Genomic DNA, 17,003 nt, shown 5'->3' with positions numbered 1-17,003 from the left:
TCCACCTGCTCAGCCCATTTTGGTTCGAATCCTCGCGACAAAGCTGGCAGAACGCCACAGTTTCGCGCCAAAACTGCTTATTTCAGGGCTTTAACGCTTCTTTTCGGAGCCTTGGTTTGGTTTTTGCATTTTCCTTGTATCAGCGTGTGCCTCAAGCCTGCGCCTTGCTCCAAAAGAGGTCCTGATGACCATCAGTGATGCACTGCACCGTTTGTTACTCGACAACCTGACCACCGCGACCATCCTGCTCAATGCCGACCTGCGCCTTGAGTACATGAACCCGGCGGCGGAGATGCTCCTGGCCATCAGCGGCCAGCGCAGCCATGGGCAGTTCATCAGCGAATTGTTCACCGAGTCGGCCGAAGCCTTGAGCTCGTTGCGCCAGGCCGTGGAGCAGGCACACCCATTCACCAAGCGCGAGGCGATGCTCACCGCCCTGACCGGCCAGACGTTGACCGTCGATTACGCGGTGACGCCGATCCTGAGCAATGGCGCGACCCTGCTGCTGCTCGAAGTGCATCCCCGCGACCGCCTGCTGCGCATTACCAAGGAAGAGGCGCAGCTGTCCAAGCAGGAAACCAGCAAGATGCTGGTGCGCGGCTTGGCCCATGAGATCAAGAACCCGCTGGGTGGTATTCGCGGCGCGGCACAGTTGCTGGCCCGCGAGCTGCCGGAGGAGCATCTCAAGGACTACACCAATGTCATCATTGAAGAAGCCGACCGCCTGCGTAACCTGGTGGACCGCATGCTCGGTTCCAACAAGCTGCCGTCCTTGGCCATGACCAACGTGCACGAGGTGCTGGAGCGCGTCTGCCAACTGGTCGAAGCCGAAAGCCAGGGTTGCATCACCCTGGTGCGTGACTATGACCCGAGCATTCCCGATGTATTGATCGACCGCGAGCAGATGATCCAGGCAGTGCTCAATATCGTGCGCAACGCCATGCAGGCCATCAGCAGCCAGAACGAGCTGCGCCTGGGCCGCATCAGCCTGCGCACCCGCGCCCTGCGCCAGTTCACCATCGGCCATGTGCGCCATCGTCTGGTGACCAAGGTCGAGATCATCGACAACGGCCCGGGCATACCTGCGGAGCTGCAGGAAACCATCTTCTTCCCCATGGTCAGCGGCCGCCCGGACGGTACCGGGCTGGGCCTGGCCATTACCCAGAACATCATCAGCCAGCACCAGGGCCTGATCGAATGTGAGAGCCATCCCGGCCACACCACGTTCTCGATCTTCCTGCCATTGGAACAAGGAGCCCCCACGACATGAGCCGTAGTGAAACTGTCTGGATCGTCGACGACGACCGTTCTATCCGTTGGGTCCTGGAGAAAGCCTTGCAACAGGAAGGCATGACCACCCAGAGCTTCGACAGTGCCGACGGCGTGATGAGCCGCCTGGCTCGCCAGCAGCCGGACGTGATCATTTCCGATATCCGCATGCCCGGCGCCAGCGGCCTGGACTTGCTGGCGCGTATCCGCGAGCAGCACCCGCGCCTGCCGGTGATCATCATGACGGCGCACTCGGACCTGGACAGCGCTGTCGCGTCGTACCAAGGCGGCGCCTTTGAGTACCTGCCCAAGCCGTTCGATGTGGATGAGGCGGTGGCGCTGGTCAAGCGCGCCAACCAGCACGCCCAGGAACAGCAGAACCAGGAGGCCCCGCCGGCCCTGACCCGCACCCCGGAAATCATCGGTGAAGCGCCGGCCATGCAGGAAGTGTTTCGCGCCATCGGACGCTTGAGCCACTCCAACATCACCGTGCTGATCAACGGCGAGTCGGGCACCGGTAAAGAACTGGTCGCCCACGCCCTGCACCGTCACAGCCCTCGGGCGGCCTCGCCGTTTATCGCACTGAACATGGCGGCCATTCCCAAGGATTTGATGGAGTCCGAGCTGTTCGGCCATGAAAAAGGCGCCTTCACCGGCGCGGCCAACCTGCGTCGCGGGCGCTTTGAGCAGGCCGACGGCGGCACCTTGTTCCTGGATGAAATCGGCGACATGCCGGCCGACACCCAGACCCGCCTGTTGCGGGTGCTGGCCGATGGCGAGTTCTATCGCGTCGGCGGGCATACGCCGGTCAAGGTCGATGTACGCATCATTGCGGCGACCCACCAGAACCTCGAAACCCTGGTGCACGCCGGCAAGTTCCGTGAAGACTTGTTCCACCGCCTCAACGTAATCCGCATCCACATTCCACGGATGTCTGACCGTAGGGAAGACATTCCCACCCTCGCCCGCCACTTCCTCAGCCGCGCCGCCTTGGAGCTGGCGGTGGAGCCGAAGCTGCTCAAAAGCGAGACCGAGGAATACCTGAAGAACCTGCCGTGGCCCGGCAACGTACGCCAGCTGGAGAACACCTGCCGCTGGATCACCGTGATGGCGTCCGGGCGCGAAGTGCACATCAGCGACCTGCCGCCGGAGCTGCTGAGCCTGCCTCAGGATTCGGCCCCGGTCACCAACTGGGAACAGGCATTGCGCCAATGGGCCGACCAGGCCCTGGCACGCGGCCAGTCGAACCTGCTGGACAGCGCCGTGCCGGCGTTCGAGCGGATCATGATCGAGACCGCGCTCAAGCACACCGCTGGGCGCCGTCGCGATGCCGCCGTGCTGCTGGGTTGGGGGCGCAATACCCTGACGCGCAAGATCAAGGAGCTGGGGATGAAGGTCGACGGCGGGGATGACGACGACAGCGACGAGGGCTGATCCTTAATCTGCGACCCACCAAAGAACCCATGTGGGAGGGGGCTTGCTCCCGATAGCGGAGTGTCAGTCAACATCTACATGGCTGATACACCGCCATCGGGAGCAAGCCCCCTCCCACATTTGGATCTTCACCACGTTCACAGTTATGCACCGATTCAATGCACCATGAACCGGCATCGGGCATGGAGCGCACAGCTGAAACATCGCTACGACTGAAGAATGCTTCAACGCTGAAACCAGAAAAGCCCCGTATTCCGGGGCTTTTCGCTTTCTTGCAGTTTTTTATAGAGCAAATTGCAAACTCTGGCACGCCCCCTGCAATAACCCCAGTACTACCCAGTTTCGGGGACCTTGGTACAGGCAGGCCGAGAATCCCCTCTTTAACACCGAAGCCTTTGGCTTCACCCCGTTTTGGGAGCCCTGGTACAGGCAGGCCGGGAACTCCCTCTTTTATTACTCCTGGAGATGGATCTCCAGCCGCCAGCGGTCATCGACCTCTTCGCCCTTCCACTCTCCACGCAATGGCCGGGCCGCTACCAGGTTCAGCAGCAAGCCGCCGTCGGTCTTGCGGATGCGCCAGTTCACGTCCTTGTCGTTGACCTTCAATTGCCCACCGGCAGCCTTGCCCTGCGCGTCGAACAGCAGCGCCACGGTGCCGTCGATATGCTCGCCGTGCAGCTTGGGCTCGCTGTTGAACCACACCACCAAACCGTCCACCGCAGGTTCCACCTGTTGCAGCTCGACCGGCTCGGGCGTGGTCAAGCGACCGATCATCAAGCCCACCATCAGCCCGACAATCGCTAATGAACCGAGCACCCGCGGCAATAGCTTCGGCCTTGGGTCCTCTTCGGGGGTAGAATGCAGCGCATCTTTACCTTCGGAGCCGTGCATGTTTCACGTCATCCTTTTTCAACCAGAAATTCCGCCGAATACCGGCAACGTTATCAGGCTGTGCGCCAACAGTGGCTGCCACCTGCATTTGATCGAGCCGCTGGGTTTCGACATGGACGACAAACGCCTGCGCCGCGCCGGGCTGGACTACCACGAGTACGCCACCCTGCAGCGCCATGCCGACCTGGCCAATTGCCTGGAAAGCCTGGGCCACCCACGCTTGTTCGCGTTCACCACCAAGGGCTCGCGACCGTTTCACGATGCCAGCTTTGCCGAGGGCGACGCGTTTCTGTTCGGCCCGGAGAGCCGGGGCCTGCCGGCCGAGGTGCTTGACGCATTGCCCGACGGCCAGCGCCTGCGCCTGCCGATGCGTGAAGGCTGCCGCAGCCTGAACCTGTCCAACACCGTCGCCGTGGCCGTCTACGAAGGCTGGCGCCAACTCGGATTCAAGTAACACACAGAACAAATGTGGGAGGGGGCTTGCCCCCGATAGCGGAGGGTCAGTCACAGATACAGTGACTGACACCCTGCTATCGGGAGCAAGCCCCCTCCCACATTGGGTTGTGCATCGGGTTCGAGATTACTGAACCGTCGACGAACCTTCCTGTTGCATGCGCTGCAGCTCTTGCGCGTATAGGGCATCGAAGTTCACCGGCGCCAGCATCAGCGCCGGGAACGAGCCACGGGTGACCAGGCTGTCCAGGGTCTCACGCGCGTACGGGAACAGGATGTTCGGGCAGAACGCGCCCAGGGTGTGGCTCATGGACGCTTCGTCCAGGCCCTGGATCAGGAAAATACCGGCCTGTTGCACTTCAGCGATGAAGGCCACTTCTTCGCCGTTCTTGACGGTGACCGACAGGGTCAGCACGACTTCGTGGAAGTCACCTTCCAGGGCTTTTTGACGGGTGTTCAGGTCCAGCGCGACGCTTGGGGTCCACTCCTGGCGGAAGATGGCCGGGCTTTTCGGCGCTTCGAACGACAGGTCACGCACGTAGATGCGCTGCAGCGAAAACTGTGGGCCTTGAGCTTCTGCTGCTTCGGTGTTCTGTTGATCAGTCATCGCAGATCCTTCTTTATCTTGGGGCTTTTAGGGGTTAGGCGGACAGCAGCGCATCAAGTTTACCGGCGCGTTCCAGAGCGAACAGGTCATCGCAGCCACCGATATGCCTGGCGCCGATCCAGATTTGCGGGACCGATGTGCGGCCGGCTTTCTGGGCCATTTCGGCGCGCACTTGAGGCTTGCCATCGACTTTGATCTCTTCGAAGGCGACCTTCTTGCTCTGGAGCAACTGCTTGGCTCGGATGCAATAAGGGCAATAATCGCTGGAATACACGACAACCTGGCTCATGTCACTTCACCAGCGGCAGGTTATCGGCTTTCCAGCTGCCGATACCGCCGGACAGTTTGGCGGCGGTGAAGCCGGACTTGAGCATTTCGCGAGCGTGCGTGCCGGAATGCTGGCCTTGGGCGTCGACCAGAATGATGGTCTTGGCCTTGTGCTTTTCCAGCTCGCCCAGGCGCGCCATCAGCTTGTCCTGGGGAATGTTCAGCGCGCCAACGATGTGGCCGGCGGCGAAATCCTTGGCCGGGCGGATATCCACGACAACGGCCTCATCCTTGTTGACCAGCGCGGTCAGCTCCGAAGTGCTCAAGCTGCGGCCACCACGGCTCAATTCGTGAGCGATCAGCAGCGCCAGCAGGATGACGAAGGCACCCACGAGCAGATAGTGGGCAGTGGCAAATGCAATCAGGTGATCAACCATCAAGGAGGTTCCAGGGCGTTAAAATGGCGGTAAGTATACACAGCCGTCAGGGGCGGCCAACCCCCGTAAAGCGGTGACGCGGTTGGAACTTCGCTTTAAACTGCCACTCCCTTTTCCATTGTCTTCCTTTATTACCGCCGCGAGAGGATCTATGACTACCACGCCTAAACCTTTGGTCCTGATAATTCTCGATGGCTTCGGACACAGTGAAAGCCACCACGACAACGCCGTGTACGCAGCGCGCAAGCCCGTGCTGGACCGCCTCACCGCCACCGTGCCCAACGGCCTGATCTCCGGTTCCGGCATGGACGTGGGCCTGCCGGACGGCCAGATGGGCAACTCCGAGGTCGGCCACATGAACCTCGGCGCCGGACGAGTGGTATATCAAGACTTCACCCGCGTGACCAAAGCGATCCGCGATGGCGAGTTCTTCGAGAACCCGAACATCTGCGCGGCGGTGGATAAAGCAGTCGCCGCCGGCAAGGCCGTGCACTTGATGGGCCTGCTGTCCGAGGGCGGCGTGCACAGCCACCAGGACCATCTGGTCGCCATGGCCGAACTGGCCTTCAAGCGCGGCGCCGACAAGATCTACCTGCATGCCTTCCTTGATGGCCGCGATACCCCGCCCAAAAGCGCGCAGTCGTCCATCGAACTGCTCGATGCCACCTTCGCCGCCCTGGGCAAGGGCCGTATCGCCAGCATCGTCGGCCGCTACTTCGCCATGGACCGCGACAATCGCTGGGACCGCGTGGCCCAAGCCTACAACCTGATCGTCGACGGCCAGGCCGAATTCAACGCCGCCACCGCCCAGCAGGGCCTGGAAGCCGCGTATGCCCGTGGCGAGAGCGATGAGTTCGTCAAAGCCACCACCATCGGCGAGCCGGTAAAGGTTGAAGACGGCGACGCCGTGGTGTTCATGAACTTCCGCGCCGACCGCGCTCGCGAGCTGAGCCATGTGTTTGTCGACGACGGCTTCAAGGACTTCGAACGCGCGCGCCAGCCGAAAGTCGAGTTCGTCATGCTGACCCAATACGCCGCCAATATCCCGGCCCCATCGGCTTTCGCCCCGGGCAGCCTGGAAAACGTACTGGGCGATTACCTGGCGAAGAACGGCAAGACCCAACTGCGCATTGCCGAAACCGAAAAATACGCCCACGTGACCTTCTTCTTCTCCGGCGGGCGTGAAGAACCGTTCCCCGGCGAAGAGCGCATCCTGATCCCATCGCCCAAAGTCGCCACCTACGACCTGCAGCCGGAAATGAGCGCACCGGAAGTCACCGACAAGATCGTCGACGCCATCGAGCATCAGCGTTATGACGTGATCGTGGTCAACTACGCCAACGGCGATATGGTCGGTCACAGCGGCAACCTGGAAGCGGCGGTCAAGGCCGTGGAATGCCTGGACCTGTGCGTTGGCCGTATCGTCGATGCCCTGGACAAAGTCGGTGGCGAAGCGCTGATCACGGCAGACCACGGCAACTGCGAGCAGATGTCCGATGAATCCACCGGTCAGGCGCATACCGCGCACACCACCGAGCCGGTGCCGTTCATTTACGTCGGCAAGCGTGACTTCAAGGTGCGCAACGGCGGTGTACTGGCGGATGTGGCGCCGACCATACTGATGTTGATGGGGCTGGAAAAGCCGAAGGAAATGACTGGCACTTCAATCCTGGTCTGATCTAAACAACACTGTAGATCCAATGTGGGAGGGGGCTTGCCCCCGATGACGGAGTGTCAGTCAACACTTATGTGACTGGTCCACCGCTGTCGGGGGCAAGCCCCCTCCCACATTAGCCTTGCGCTGTCTGGTAGATGTCTTTTTGCCATACCACCGCCACTCGGCGACTAACTTGCCCGCCAGCCCCAATTGGGCGTTTTTTTTGCAGCGCTTGGCGGGCATACTAGGCCGTCCCTTTCCCCTGGTGTCGCCCGCCTCTATGCTTCGCGCCTTGATTACCCTTGCTTTTGTCTGCCTGCTCCAACCGGCGTTTGCCGATGAGCGCGCACAAACCCAACAACAGCTGGACGCTACGCGTCAGGACATTACCGAGCTGAAGAAACTGCTCGGCAAGCTCCAGGAAGAAAAATCCGGCGTGCAGAAAGACCTGCGCGGCACGGAAACCGAAATGGGCAAGCTGGAGAAGCAGGTCCAGGAGCTGCAAAAAGAACTAAAGAAGAGCGAGTCGGAACTGGAGCGACTCGACGCTGAGAAAAAAAAACTCCAGAGCGCACGCGTTGAGCAGCAACGCCTGATCGCGATTCAGGCCCGCGCCGCCTACCAGAGCGGCCGCCAGGAATACCTCAAGCTGCTGCTCAACCAGCAGAACCCGGAAAAATTTGCCCGCACCCTCACCTACTACGATTACCTGAGCCAGGCGCGCCTGTCGCAATTGAAGGGCTTCAACGAGACGCTGCGCCAGTTGGCCAATGTCGAACAGGAGATCAATGATCAGCAGGCACAGCTGCTCGACCAGAAAACCGCACTCGACACCCAGCGCAACGAACTCGATAAAGTCCGCAAGGAGCGCCAGCAGGCTCTGGCCAAGCTCAACGACGACGTGAAAGCCCGCGACGCCAAGCTGCAAGCCCGCGAGCAGGACCAGGCCGACTTGGCCAAAGTGCTCAAGACGATCGAAGAAACCCTGGCTCGCCAGGCACGCGAGGCCGAAGAAGCGCGGCAAAAAGCGCTGATCGCCCAGCAGGAAGCCGAAAAAAAGCGCCAGCGTGAGGCCGAATTGGCTGCCACCAGCGATGCCCCTGCGCCCCGCAAACCGGCACATGCAGCGCCTGGCCCACTGGTTTCCAGCAGCGGCGAGTCGTTCGGTGGGCCTTTTGCTTCAGCCCGCGGAAAACTTCCATGGCCGGTTGATGGTCGACTGCTGGCACGCTTTGGGGAAACCCGTGGCGATGACACCCGCGCCAAATGGGACGGGGTGATGATCAGCGCCTCTGCCGGCAGCCAGGTTCACGCCGTGCACGGCGGACGCGTGGTGTTTGCCGATTGGTTGCGCGGCGCCGGTTTGCTGGTAATTCTTGACCACGGTAATGGCTATTTGAGCCTTTATGGCCACAATCAGACGTTACTCAAGTCGGCAGGTGATGTGGTAAAAGCCGGTGAATCCATCTCCACTGTCGGTAACAGTGGTGGCCAGGACACGCCGGCGCTGTACTTCGCTATTCGTCAGCAGGGTCGCCCGAGCGATCCCGCACAATGGTGCCGATCCCAAGGATAGGGTCGCATCTACATTAGGAGTTCGTTCGACATGCTGCATTTGTCCCGCCTCACTTCGCTGGCCCTGACGATCGCCCTGGTGATCGGCGCGCCTCTGGCTTTTGCCGACCAGGCCGCACCGGCTGCACCCGCCGCCTCTGCCGCGACCACCAAGGCACCGTTGCCGCTGGACGAACTGCGCACCTTTGCCGAGGTCATGGACCGGATCAAGGCAGCCTATGTCGAACCCGTGGACGACAAGACCCTGCTGGAAAATGCCATCAAGGGCATGCTCAGCAACCTTGACCCGCATTCGGCCTACCTGGGCCCGGAAGACTTCGCTGAACTGCAGGAAAGCACCAGCGGTGAATTCGGTGGCCTGGGCATTGAGGTCGGTTCCGAAGACGGCAACATCAAGGTGGTCTCGCCAATCGACGACACCCCTGCATCCAAGGCAGGCATCCAGGCGGGTGACTTTATCGTCAAGATCAACGGCCAGCCGACCCGCGGCCAAACCATGACCGAAGCCGTCGACAAGATGCGCGGCAAGATCGGCCAGAAAATCACCCTGACCCTGGTGCGCGACGGCGGCAACCCGTTCGACGTGACCCTGACCCGCTCCACCATCGTGGTCAAGAGTGTGAAGAGCCAGCTGCTGGAGTCGGGCTACGGTTACATCCGCATCACCCAGTTCCAGGTCAAGACCGGCGACGAAGTGGCCAAGGCCTTGGCCAAGCTGCGCAAAGACAACGGCAAGAAGCTCAACGGCATTGTGCTCGACCTGCGTAACAACCCAGGCGGCGTGTTGCAGTCGGCGGTGGAAGTGGTCGATCACTTCATCACCAAGGGCCTGATCGTTTACACCAAAGGCCGGATCGCCAATTCCGAGCTGCGCTTCTCGGCCACCGGCAACGACCTCAGCGAAAACGTGCCGCTGGCCGTGCTGATCAACGGCGGCAGCGCCTCGGCGTCGGAGATCGTCGCCGGCGCCCTGCAGGACCAGAAGCGCGGCGTGCTGATGGGCACCACCAGCTTCGGCAAAGGTTCGGTGCAAACGGTGTTGCCGCTCAATAACGAGCGCGCGCTGAAGATCACCACGGCGCTGTACTACACACCCAATGGTCGCTCGATCCAGGCCCAGGGCATCGTGCCGGACATCGAAGTGCGCAAGGCCAAGATCACCAACGAGATCGACAGCGAGTACTACAAGGAAGCCGATCTGCAAGGCCACCTGGGCAATGGCAACGGCGGTGCCGACCAGCCGACCGGCAGCGGCGCCAAAGCCAAACCGATGCCACAGGACGACGATTACCAGCTGGCCCAGGCACTCAGCCTGCTCAAGGGCCTGAGCATCACGCGCAGCCGTTGATATGCGTGTTGCGCTGATTATCGCTGTGCTGTGCAGCCTGGCCGGATTCGCGCAAGCGAACCCGGCCAGTGCGCCGCACAAAGCCTACCTCACGCTGATCATCGACGACCTGGGGCAAAACCTCCCCCGGGACCGTCGCGTACTGGCCCTGCCTGGGCCGGTCACCACCGCGATCATGCCCGACACCCCCCACGCCGCCGAATTTGCCCGTGAAGCCCACAAGGCCGGCAAGATCGTCATCCTGCACATGCCCATGGACCCGGCCACCGGTCCTTTTGCCTGGCACCCCGAGCTTTCCATTGAAGAACTGGGCAAGCGCCTGGACGCTGCGTTCGAGGCCGTGCCCTACACGGCCGGCATCAACAACCACATGGGCAGCCGCATGACCGCGCAGCCGGCCGCGATGGCGTGGTTGATGGGCGAGCTGCAGCGGCGCCACAAGTTCTTTGTGGACAGCCGTACCAGCGCCCAAACGGTCGCTGCAGCCGAGGCGCAGAAGATTGGCCTGGCCCATGTCTCGCGAGATGTATTCCTCGATGACGAACGCACCGAGGCGGCAATTACTACCCAACTGCAAACCGCGATCAAGCTGGCGCACACGCAGGGGTCAGCGGTGATGATCGGGCATCCTTATCCACAGACCCTGGCAGTGCTCGAGCGCGAGCTGCCCAAGCTAAAGGCGCAGGGTGTCGACTGGATTGATATCAAATTAATGATCAGTGTGCGCAGCAACCGGGCCATGAGTGCCCACGGCAAAAACGGCATCTATCGCTGACGGCCCTTCCTACCCTGTAGGAGCGAGCTTGCTCGCGAAAAACCCGAGACCGCCGCGTACACCCAGGAGGCTCGCGTCATCGTTGACGTCTTTCGCGAGCAAGCTCGCTCCTACAGGTATTGCGCCATGATTTCGTCCACGCGACCGCTCTTGCGTAACTCATCCAGCGCCGCCTGGAGCTTGGCAACCAGCTCATCCGGCACATCCTTGTTCAACGCCAAGTAAAGCTGCGCACTGTTGAACCGCAACACCGTCTTGAGCCCGGTCACGCCTACCTGCCGCGCCAAGTACCGCCCGGCGGGATCGCCGGTGGCCCACAGGTCGATCTGGCCATCCATGAGCTTGTTCGCGTTGTCCTGGTCGCGCAGGGCGACCACCGGGTTGAGCCCCTGCTTCTCCAGCGTCTGGGCAATCGCATCGCCCTTGTAAGCGCCGATCTTGTAGCGCTGGGCGCGCTCAAGGCTGTCGAGCTGGATCTTGCTGTCGGCCTTGGCCAGCAGCACCCAATCATCCGGGCCGATCGGGCCTACCCATTTGAACAACGCTTCACGATCCGGCAAGCGCGCCATGACGAACACGCCATAGCCCGGCTTTTCCAGGGCGAGCTTGTAGATTCGCTCCCAGGGAAAACGCAACGTGAGGTTGTAGGAAATGCCGGCGCGCTTGAAGGTTTCACGCACGATGTCCACGGCGATGCCTTCGATGTTCTCGTCCTTGGCGAAGTTCTTGCCGTTTTTCGCCATGTTGTAGGGCGGGAAATTTTCCGTCAGCAACACCAGGGCGGCGTCAGACGGTTCTTCGGCGTGTGCCGTAGCCACCATGAGCATGGAGGAACTGGCGAGGGCGAGCAGCAGGTGTTTGAAACATGAAGGCTACCGGAATCCATGGCAAGCGCAGAGAGTGCCGCGAGCCTGCCATGGTGTCCAGCAACGTTTAGCGAACGACGATCCCGCGCGCTGCCATGTAGGCCTTGGCCTCGGGGACGGTGTATTCGCCGAAGTGGAAAATACTCGCCGCCAGTACCGCACTGGCATGGCCTTCAATAACGCCGTCGGCCAAGTGCTGCAGGTTGCCGACACCGCCTGAGGCGATCACCGGGATGCCCAGCGCGTCGCTGATGGCCCGCGTCACGCCCAGGTCGAAGCCGTTTTTCATGCCGTCCTGGTCCATGCTGGTCAGCAGGATTTCACCGGCGCCCAGGCCTTCCATCTTCATCGCCCACTCCACCGCATCCAGGCCGGTGGGCTTGCGCCCGCCATGGGTGAAGATTTCCCAGCGCGGGGTTTCGCCAGGGCCGGAGACCTTCTTGGCGTCGATGGCAACGACGATGCATTGCGAGCCGAAGTGCTGCGCGGCCTCGCCGACGAATTCCGGGTTGAACACTGCGGCGGTGTTGATCGAGACCTTGTCCGCGCCGGCATTGAGCAGGTTGCGGATGTCCTGCACGGTGCGCACGCCGCCGCCCACGGTCAGCGGAATGAATACCTGGCTGGCCATGCGCTCCACGGTGTGCAGCGTGGTGTCGCGACCGTCGACGCTGGCGGTGATGTCGAGAAAGGTAATCTCGTCGGCACCTTGCTCATCGTAGCGACGGGCGATTTCCACCGGGTCGCCGGCGTCACGGATGTTCTCGAACTTGACGCCCTTGACCACGCGACCGTTGTCGACGTCCAGGCAAGGGATGATGCGTCTGGCTAAAGCCATAGACTTAATCTCCGATTAAGAAGCTTTAAGCTACAAGCTGCAAGTTGAAGCAGGTCTGCTTTTACTTGCAGCTTGCGGCTTACGACTTGGAGCTGGCCGCGTAGCCATCACACAAGGCCTGAGCCTCGGACACATCCAGCGTGCCCTCGTAGATCGCGCGGCCCGTAATGGCACCGATGATCCCAGGCGCCTTGGCGTCCAGCAGCGACTTGATGTCGCCCAGGTTGTGGATGCCACCGGAAGCGATCACCGGAATCTTCGTTGCCGCAGCCAGCGCTGCGGTGAACGGCACGTTGCAGCCCTGCATCATGCCGTCTTTGGCGATGTCGGTATAAACGATGGCGGACACGCCGTCGGCTTCGAACTGCTTGGCCAGGTCGATCACTTGGATGGTGCTGATTTCAGCCCAACCGTCGGTGGCGACGAAACCATCCTTGGCGTCCAGGCCCACGATGACCTTGCCGGGGAAGGCGCGGCAGGCTTCGGCGACAAACGCCGGGTCTTTCACGGCCTTGGTGCCGATGATCACGTAGCTCACGCCAGCCTTGACGTAGTGCTCGATGGTTTCCAGGGAGCGGATGCCGCCGCCGATCTGGATCGGCAGGTTCGGGTAGCGCTTGGCGATGGCGGTGACCACCTCGCCGTTGACCGGCTGGCCTTCGAAGGCGCCGTTCAGGTCAACCAGATGCAGACGACGGCAGCCCCCTTCCACCCATTTGGCGGCCATGCTCACCGGGTCATCGGAGAACACGGTGGAATCTTCCATGCGGCCTTGGCGCAGACGGACGCAGGCGCCGTCCTTGAGATCGATAGCGGGGATAATGAGCATGCTTTTCCTTCGTCAAAGAGTTGCAAGCTGCAAGCTATTAGCTGCAAGCAAGCACGCGTACCAATTCTTGCAGCTTGGGGCTTGAAGCTTTCAGCTGCTCTTTTCAAGCGACCACAAGTCGCTTTCGATACTTTCGAACCTTTCTTTAAGGAGCGTCTGCGTATCGAAAATCGCCCTGTTGTAATAGTGCGGCGCCACTTCGGTGGTGAACAGCTCAAGAATCTCGGCGACTTCGAACGAGCCCAGCTTGAGCTCGAAGCGGTCTTCCATGAAGCGCTTGATCTTGTCGGTAGCCTCACGCTCCTGCTCGGGCGTGAGGTTCAAGATGGGCGGCTTGGGCTTCTTGGCCATTTACCAGCGACCATCCCACGCGGCGAAGTTCTGCAGCAATTGCAGGCCATGGGTATGGCTCTTCTCCGGGTGGAACTGCACGGCAAACCGCGAACCGTCGGCCAGCGCAGCCGCGAAGTCGACTCCGTAGTGCCCGCCACCCACTACCTGCTCCGGTTGACCGGCGGCAATGTAGTAGCTGTGCACGAAGTAGAAGCGCGCCATGTCCGGCACTTCGTGCCACAGTGGGTGATCCATGCTCTGGCGCACTTCGTTCCAGCCCATGTGCGGGACTTTCAGGTGCGCGCCGTCTTCGTGCAGGTCCTTGCCAAAGAACTTCACCTGGCCTGGGAACAGGCCGATGCAGTCAACGCCGTCGTTCTCTTCACTGCTGTCGAGCAAAGCTTGCATGCCCACGCAGATGCCGAGGAACGGGCGGTCCTGGCTGACTTCGCGCACCAGGCTGTCAAAGCCCAGGCGGCGGATCTCGGCCATGCAGTCGCGAATCGCACCGACGCCGGGAAACACCACTCGGTCGGCTTCGCGAATCACGCTGGCATCGCTGGTGATCAGCACCTTGCCGGCACCTACGTGTTCGAGGGCCTTGGCCACCGAGTGCAGGTTACCCATGCCGTAATCGATAACCGCGACCGTCTGCATTACAGGACGCCCTTGGTCGACGGCATTTGCCCGGCCATGCGGTCATCCAGCTCGACGGCCATGCGCAGCGCGCGGCCGAAGGCCTTGAACACGGTTTCGATCTGGTGGTGGGTGTTGGTGCCGCGCAGGTTGTCGATGTGCAGGCTGACGAGTGCGTGGTTGACGAAGCCCTGGAAGAATTCCTGGAACAGGTCGACATCGAAGCCGCCCACAGTGGCGCGGGTGTAGGGCACGTGCATCTGCAGGCCTGGGCGGCCGGAGAAGTCGATGACTACGCGCGACAGCGCTTCGTCCAGCGGCACATAGGCGTGGCCGTAGCGACGGATGCCTTTTTTGTCGCCGATGGCCTTGGCAAATGCCTGGCCTAGGGTGATGCCTACGTCTTCCACCGTGTGGTGGTCGTCGATATGCAGGTCGCCCTTGCTGACGATATCCAAGTCGATCAGCCCGTGACGGGCGATCTGGTCCAGCATGTGCTCAAGAAAAGGCACACCGATATCAAATCGGGCCTTTCCGGTGCCATCCAGGTTGATCGAGGCTTTGATCTGGGTTTCCAGAGTGTCGCGCTCGACGGACGCCATACGTTCGACCATCACCAGCTCCGCAAATCATTGGGCGAAAAAGGCAGCCATTATAGGGGCGCGGGCGCTAAACAGAAACATCGGAGGGGATAAGACTGATGGAGTGTCGGGGATAGACATGTGCATACAAGTGGAACCCAGCCTTGGCAAGCGCTGAGTATCCAATGTGGGAGGGGGCTTGCTCCCTCCCACAAGGGTTTTGCAGTGTTAGTGGAACAGTACAGCCGTCTTCTGCAGGGTCACCCACACACCCCACGCCAGCGGAATACCCACCACCAGCCAGGCCGCAACCGCCAATGGCTTGCTGCCGGCGGAGGCTTTCCACTCAAGTACGGTGGACGCATCAGCGCCTTTGTCATGGCCCAGCGCCTGTTCGGCGGCAAGTTCCGCGTCGGTCATGAAGTACTTGTCGGCCACCGGGCGCACCAGCAGGTTGCAGATGAAGCCCAGCACCAACAGGCCTGCGAGGATGTACAGGGTGATGTCGTAGGCCGCGGCGCGTTCGACGCCGATGCTCAGCTGATATTCACGCAGGTAGTTCACCAGCACAGGGCCCAGCACGCCGGCCGCAGCCCATGCGGTGAGCAGACGACCATGGATCGCGCCGACCATTTGCGTACCGAACAGGTCGGCCAGGTAAGCCGGGACCGTCGCAAAACCACCGCCGTACATCGACAGGATGACGCAGAACGCCGCCACGAACAGCGCCACGTTGCCCAGGTGCCCCAGATTCGGGATCAGCGCATACAGGGCAAAGCCCAGGGCGAAGAACACGAAGTAGGTATTTTTACGCCCCAGGTAATCGGAGAACGACGCCCAGAAGAACCGGCCACCGATGTTGAACAGGCTCAACAGCCCGGTGAAGCCTGCGGCGATGGCAGCAATCGACGCCAGTTGCCCGGCATCCAGTTGACCAAACGGCACGTCCACACCCAGCAGCTTGCCACCGAACACTTCCTGCAACAGCGGCGACGCCATGCCGAGAATGCCGATACCGGCCGACACGTTCAGGCACAGCACCAGCCAGACCAGACGGAATTGCGGGGTTTTCCACGCTACGTTCACATGCACATGGCGGTGCGTGATCATCGCGTTGCTGGCTTTTTTCGCCGGCGCGGTCCAGCCCTCAGGCTTCCAGCCGGTCGGTGGAACGCGGTACGAGAGTGCGCCGCCGATCATGAACACGAAATAAATCGCGGCCATGACCAGGAAGCTCTGCCATACACCCACGCTGGTTGGCGAAGCGAAGTGGCCCATCAGCGCTGCGGCCAGCGGAGCACCGACCATCGCGCCGCCACCAAAACCCATGATCGCCATGCCGGTGGCCATGCCGCGCTTGTCCGGGAACCACTTGATCAGCGTCGATACCGGCGAGATATAGCCCAGACCGAGGCCAATACCGCCGATGACGCCGGAGCCGATCCACATCAGCCAGATCTGGTGGGTATAGATGCCCAATGCCGAGATCAGCAGGCCACCGCACCAGCACAGTGCCGATACAACGCCAGCCTTGCGTGGCCCGGCGTGTTCCAGCCAACCGCCCCAGATCGCTGCCGAGCAGCCCAGGAAGATGAAGAACAGGGTGTAGATCCAGCCCAGCATGGAGATCGGCCAGTCGCACTGAGACGAAAAGACCTGGGCGATAAAGCTCATGTCCGGCGCACAGGCAACCGGTGCGGTGATACCCAGCGCCTTGGACAACGGCAACCAGAACACCGAGAAACCGTAGGCCATGCCGATGCACAGGTGGATGGCCAGGGCGGCCGGTGGAACCAGCCAGCGGTTGAAGCCGGGCTTGGCGATAATGCGTTCCTTGGACAGGAACGCAGGCTGTGCGGCGCTGATATCGGCCGCAGTGCTAGTGCTCATTGGTGTTTCCCCCAGTTATTGGTATGCGTCCGTCAGGCGCTCTCCCCCTCGACCTTGCACGCAAAGCGTGGCCGTTTTTTTGGGTGAAACTCCATTTTGGCGCGACGATACGTCGCAGAAGGCGGACGAACGCGCAGAGATTAGCACTTGCGGACGCGAGAAAAACCAAAGTGACATCACTTTTTTCAGCGAATCTGTTTTTTTTGACGCCAGAATCTTGTTTCGTCGGTCGTAGATACAATGTAACGATCCACGAACTGATGCAGGCCGTCGGGCGTTATACTCTGCGGCTAAATTTTGAAATCGACATACAAGGA

General features: G+C 61.2%; 18 protein-coding genes. 7 read left to right on the top strand and 11 right to left on the bottom strand.

The window, feature by feature from the left end; all coding sequences use genetic code 11:
• The first annotated feature begins 184 nt into the window (after positions 1–184).
• Both glnL and ntrC read left to right on the top strand, forming a co-directional pair.
• A complete protein-coding gene (glnL, locus tag QF045_RS04710) occupies positions 185–1,270 on the top strand; it encodes a nitrogen regulation protein NR(II) (RefSeq protein ID WP_005783937.1) in 1,086 nt (361 codons plus the stop codon).
• Positions 1,267–2,703, top strand: a complete 1,437-nt coding sequence (gene ntrC / locus QF045_RS04705) for a nitrogen regulation protein NR(I) (RefSeq protein WP_306491248.1) — start codon at positions 1,267–1,269, stop codon at positions 2,701–2,703. Before glnL ends, ntrC begins: the two co-directional genes overlap by 4 nt.
• Before the next feature lie 453 nt (positions 2,704–3,156).
• On the opposite strand, the gene QF045_RS04700 is transcribed toward ntrC, so the two are convergent.
• Positions 3,157–3,594: a hypothetical protein gene (locus QF045_RS04700; protein ID WP_306491247.1), complete on the bottom strand. Its 438-nt coding sequence runs from the start codon at positions 3,592–3,594 to the stop codon at positions 3,157–3,159.
• Here QF045_RS04700 and QF045_RS04695 point away from each other — a divergent pair.
• Positions 3,593–4,048, top strand: a complete 456-nt coding sequence (locus tag QF045_RS04695; RefSeq protein ID WP_306491246.1) for a tRNA (cytidine(34)-2'-O)-methyltransferase — start codon at positions 3,593–3,595, stop codon at positions 4,046–4,048. The two genes, QF045_RS04700 and QF045_RS04695, sit on opposite strands and share 2 nt — an antisense overlap.
• Positions 4,049–4,174: 126 nt before the next feature.
• On the opposite strand, the gene secB is transcribed toward QF045_RS04695, so the two are convergent.
• Genes secB through QF045_RS04680 form a run of 3 tightly spaced genes read right to left on the bottom strand, consistent with a single transcriptional unit; the run spans position 4,175 to position 5,358 of the window.
• A complete protein-coding gene (gene secB, locus QF045_RS04690; RefSeq protein ID WP_012721755.1) occupies positions 4,175–4,654 on the bottom strand; it encodes a protein-export chaperone SecB in 480 nt (159 codons plus the stop codon).
• A 34-nt stretch (positions 4,655–4,688) separates the two neighbouring features.
• Positions 4,689–4,943, bottom strand: a complete 255-nt coding sequence (gene grxC, locus QF045_RS04685) for a glutaredoxin 3 (protein WP_306491245.1) — start codon at positions 4,941–4,943, stop codon at positions 4,689–4,691.
• Position 4,944: 1 nt separating this feature from the next.
• Entirely contained in the window at positions 4,945–5,358 is a 414-nt protein-coding gene (locus tag QF045_RS04680) for a rhodanese-like domain-containing protein (RefSeq protein ID WP_306491244.1), read from the bottom strand.
• Between the two features lie 151 nt (positions 5,359–5,509).
• Here QF045_RS04680 and gpmI point away from each other — a divergent pair, with 151 nt between their 5' ends.
• The 4 genes from gpmI (at position 5,510) to QF045_RS04660 (ending at position 10,713) form a co-directional block, all read left to right on the top strand.
• The gene (gene gpmI / locus QF045_RS04675; RefSeq protein WP_306491243.1) at positions 5,510–7,036 is read left to right on the top strand and encodes a 2,3-bisphosphoglycerate-independent phosphoglycerate mutase; all 1,527 of its coding nucleotides are present in this window, start codon (positions 5,510–5,512) and stop codon (positions 7,034–7,036) included.
• 259 nt (positions 7,037–7,295) lie between these two features.
• Positions 7,296–8,591: a murein hydrolase activator EnvC gene (locus QF045_RS04670; protein WP_306491242.1), complete on the top strand. Its 1,296-nt coding sequence runs from the start codon at positions 7,296–7,298 to the stop codon at positions 8,589–8,591.
• A 30-nt stretch (positions 8,592–8,621) separates the two neighbouring features.
• Positions 8,622–9,938 carry a S41 family peptidase gene (locus QF045_RS04665; protein ID WP_306491241.1) on the top strand — a complete coding sequence of 439 codons (1,317 nt, stop codon included), beginning with the start codon at positions 8,622–8,624 and terminating at the stop codon, positions 9,936–9,938.
• 1 nt (position 9,939) lies between these two features.
• Positions 9,940–10,713 (top strand): divergent polysaccharide deacetylase family protein, encoded by a 774-nt coding sequence (locus QF045_RS04660; RefSeq protein WP_306491240.1) that lies wholly within the window; start codon positions 9,940–9,942, stop codon positions 10,711–10,713.
• 110 nt (positions 10,714–10,823) lie between these two features.
• Here the strand turns inward: QF045_RS04660 and QF045_RS04655 are convergent, their stop codons facing one another.
• The 7 genes from QF045_RS04655 to QF045_RS04625 form a co-directional block, all read right to left on the bottom strand.
• Positions 10,824–11,540, bottom strand: a complete 717-nt coding sequence (locus QF045_RS04655; RefSeq protein WP_306491239.1) for an ABC transporter substrate-binding protein — start codon at positions 11,538–11,540, stop codon at positions 10,824–10,826.
• A gap of 106 nt (positions 11,541–11,646) precedes the next feature.
• Positions 11,647–12,417, bottom strand: coding sequence for an imidazole glycerol phosphate synthase subunit HisF (gene hisF / locus QF045_RS04650; RefSeq protein ID WP_064450246.1), 771 nt, complete (start codon positions 12,415–12,417; stop codon positions 11,647–11,649).
• A gap of 79 nt (positions 12,418–12,496) precedes the next feature.
• Entirely contained in the window at positions 12,497–13,246 is a 750-nt protein-coding gene (gene hisA / locus QF045_RS04645) for a 1-(5-phosphoribosyl)-5-[(5-phosphoribosylamino)methylideneamino]imidazole-4-carboxamide isomerase (RefSeq protein ID WP_306491238.1), read from the bottom strand.
• 90 nt (positions 13,247–13,336) lie between these two features.
• Positions 13,337–13,597 carry a DUF2164 domain-containing protein gene (locus QF045_RS04640; RefSeq protein ID WP_122305409.1) on the bottom strand — a complete coding sequence of 87 codons (261 nt, stop codon included), beginning with the start codon at positions 13,595–13,597 and terminating at the stop codon, positions 13,337–13,339.
• Positions 13,598–14,236, bottom strand: coding sequence for an imidazole glycerol phosphate synthase subunit HisH (gene hisH / locus QF045_RS04635; protein WP_306491237.1), 639 nt, complete (start codon positions 14,234–14,236; stop codon positions 13,598–13,600). It abuts the gene before it with no gap.
• Complete coding sequence (gene hisB / locus QF045_RS04630; protein ID WP_003237513.1) at positions 14,236–14,829, bottom strand: imidazoleglycerol-phosphate dehydratase HisB; 594 nt, start codon at positions 14,827–14,829, stop codon at positions 14,236–14,238. The genes hisH and hisB overlap by 1 nt, the downstream gene beginning before the upstream one ends.
• Before the next feature lie 195 nt (positions 14,830–15,024).
• On the bottom strand, positions 15,025–16,686 hold the full coding sequence (locus QF045_RS04625) for an OFA family MFS transporter (protein WP_306491236.1): 1,662 nt from the start codon (positions 16,684–16,686) through the stop codon (positions 15,025–15,027).
• Positions 16,687–17,003 lie beyond the last annotated feature (317 nt).

It is taken from the genome of Pseudomonas sp. W4I3 (assembly GCF_030816195.1).
Lineage (GTDB): Bacteria > Pseudomonadota > Gammaproteobacteria > Pseudomonadales > Pseudomonadaceae > Aquipseudomonas.
Note: the sequence above shows the minus strand (reverse complement) of the source record. Positions and strands in the feature narration are given on the sequence as shown.

Excerpts from the sequence above, each read along its gene's own strand:
- QF045_RS04700 (WP_306491247.1), bottom strand. The coding sequence starts at position 3,594 with ATGCACGGCTCCGAAGGTAAAGATGCGCTGCATTCTACCCCCGAAGAG.
- secB (WP_012721755.1), bottom strand. The coding sequence starts at position 4,654 with ATGACTGATCAACAGAACACCGAAGCAGCAGAAGCTCAAGGCCCACAG.
- QF045_RS04680 (WP_306491244.1), bottom strand. The coding sequence starts at position 5,358 with ATGGTTGATCACCTGATTGCATTTGCCACTGCCCACTATCTGCTCGTG.
- hisA (WP_306491238.1), bottom strand. The coding sequence starts at position 13,246 with ATGCTCATTATCCCCGCTATCGATCTCAAGGACGGCGCCTGCGTCCGT.
- gpmI (WP_306491243.1), top strand. The coding sequence starts at position 5,510 with ATGACTACCACGCCTAAACCTTTGGTCCTGATAATTCTCGATGGCTTC.
- hisH (WP_306491237.1), bottom strand. The coding sequence starts at position 14,236 with ATGCAGACGGTCGCGGTTATCGATTACGGCATGGGTAACCTGCACTCG.
- hisF (WP_064450246.1), bottom strand. The coding sequence starts at position 12,417 with ATGGCTTTAGCCAGACGCATCATCCCTTGCCTGGACGTCGACAACGGT.
- grxC (WP_306491245.1), bottom strand. The coding sequence starts at position 4,943 with ATGAGCCAGGTTGTCGTGTATTCCAGCGATTATTGCCCTTATTGCATC.
- QF045_RS04670 (WP_306491242.1), top strand. The coding sequence starts at position 7,296 with ATGCTTCGCGCCTTGATTACCCTTGCTTTTGTCTGCCTGCTCCAACCG.
- ntrC (WP_306491248.1), top strand. The coding sequence starts at position 1,267 with ATGAGCCGTAGTGAAACTGTCTGGATCGTCGACGACGACCGTTCTATC.
- QF045_RS04625 (WP_306491236.1), bottom strand. The coding sequence starts at position 16,686 with ATGAGCACTAGCACTGCGGCCGATATCAGCGCCGCACAGCCTGCGTTC.
- QF045_RS04640 (WP_122305409.1), bottom strand. The coding sequence starts at position 13,597 with ATGGCCAAGAAGCCCAAGCCGCCCATCTTGAACCTCACGCCCGAGCAG.
- QF045_RS04660 (WP_306491240.1), top strand. The coding sequence starts at position 9,940 with ATGCGTGTTGCGCTGATTATCGCTGTGCTGTGCAGCCTGGCCGGATTC.
- QF045_RS04665 (WP_306491241.1), top strand. The coding sequence starts at position 8,622 with ATGCTGCATTTGTCCCGCCTCACTTCGCTGGCCCTGACGATCGCCCTG.
- QF045_RS04695 (WP_306491246.1), top strand. The coding sequence starts at position 3,593 with ATGTTTCACGTCATCCTTTTTCAACCAGAAATTCCGCCGAATACCGGC.
- glnL (WP_005783937.1), top strand. The coding sequence starts at position 185 with ATGACCATCAGTGATGCACTGCACCGTTTGTTACTCGACAACCTGACC.
- QF045_RS04655 (WP_306491239.1), bottom strand. The coding sequence starts at position 11,540 with ATGCTCATGGTGGCTACGGCACACGCCGAAGAACCGTCTGACGCCGCC.
- hisB (WP_003237513.1), bottom strand. The coding sequence starts at position 14,829 with ATGGTCGAACGTATGGCGTCCGTCGAGCGCGACACTCTGGAAACCCAG.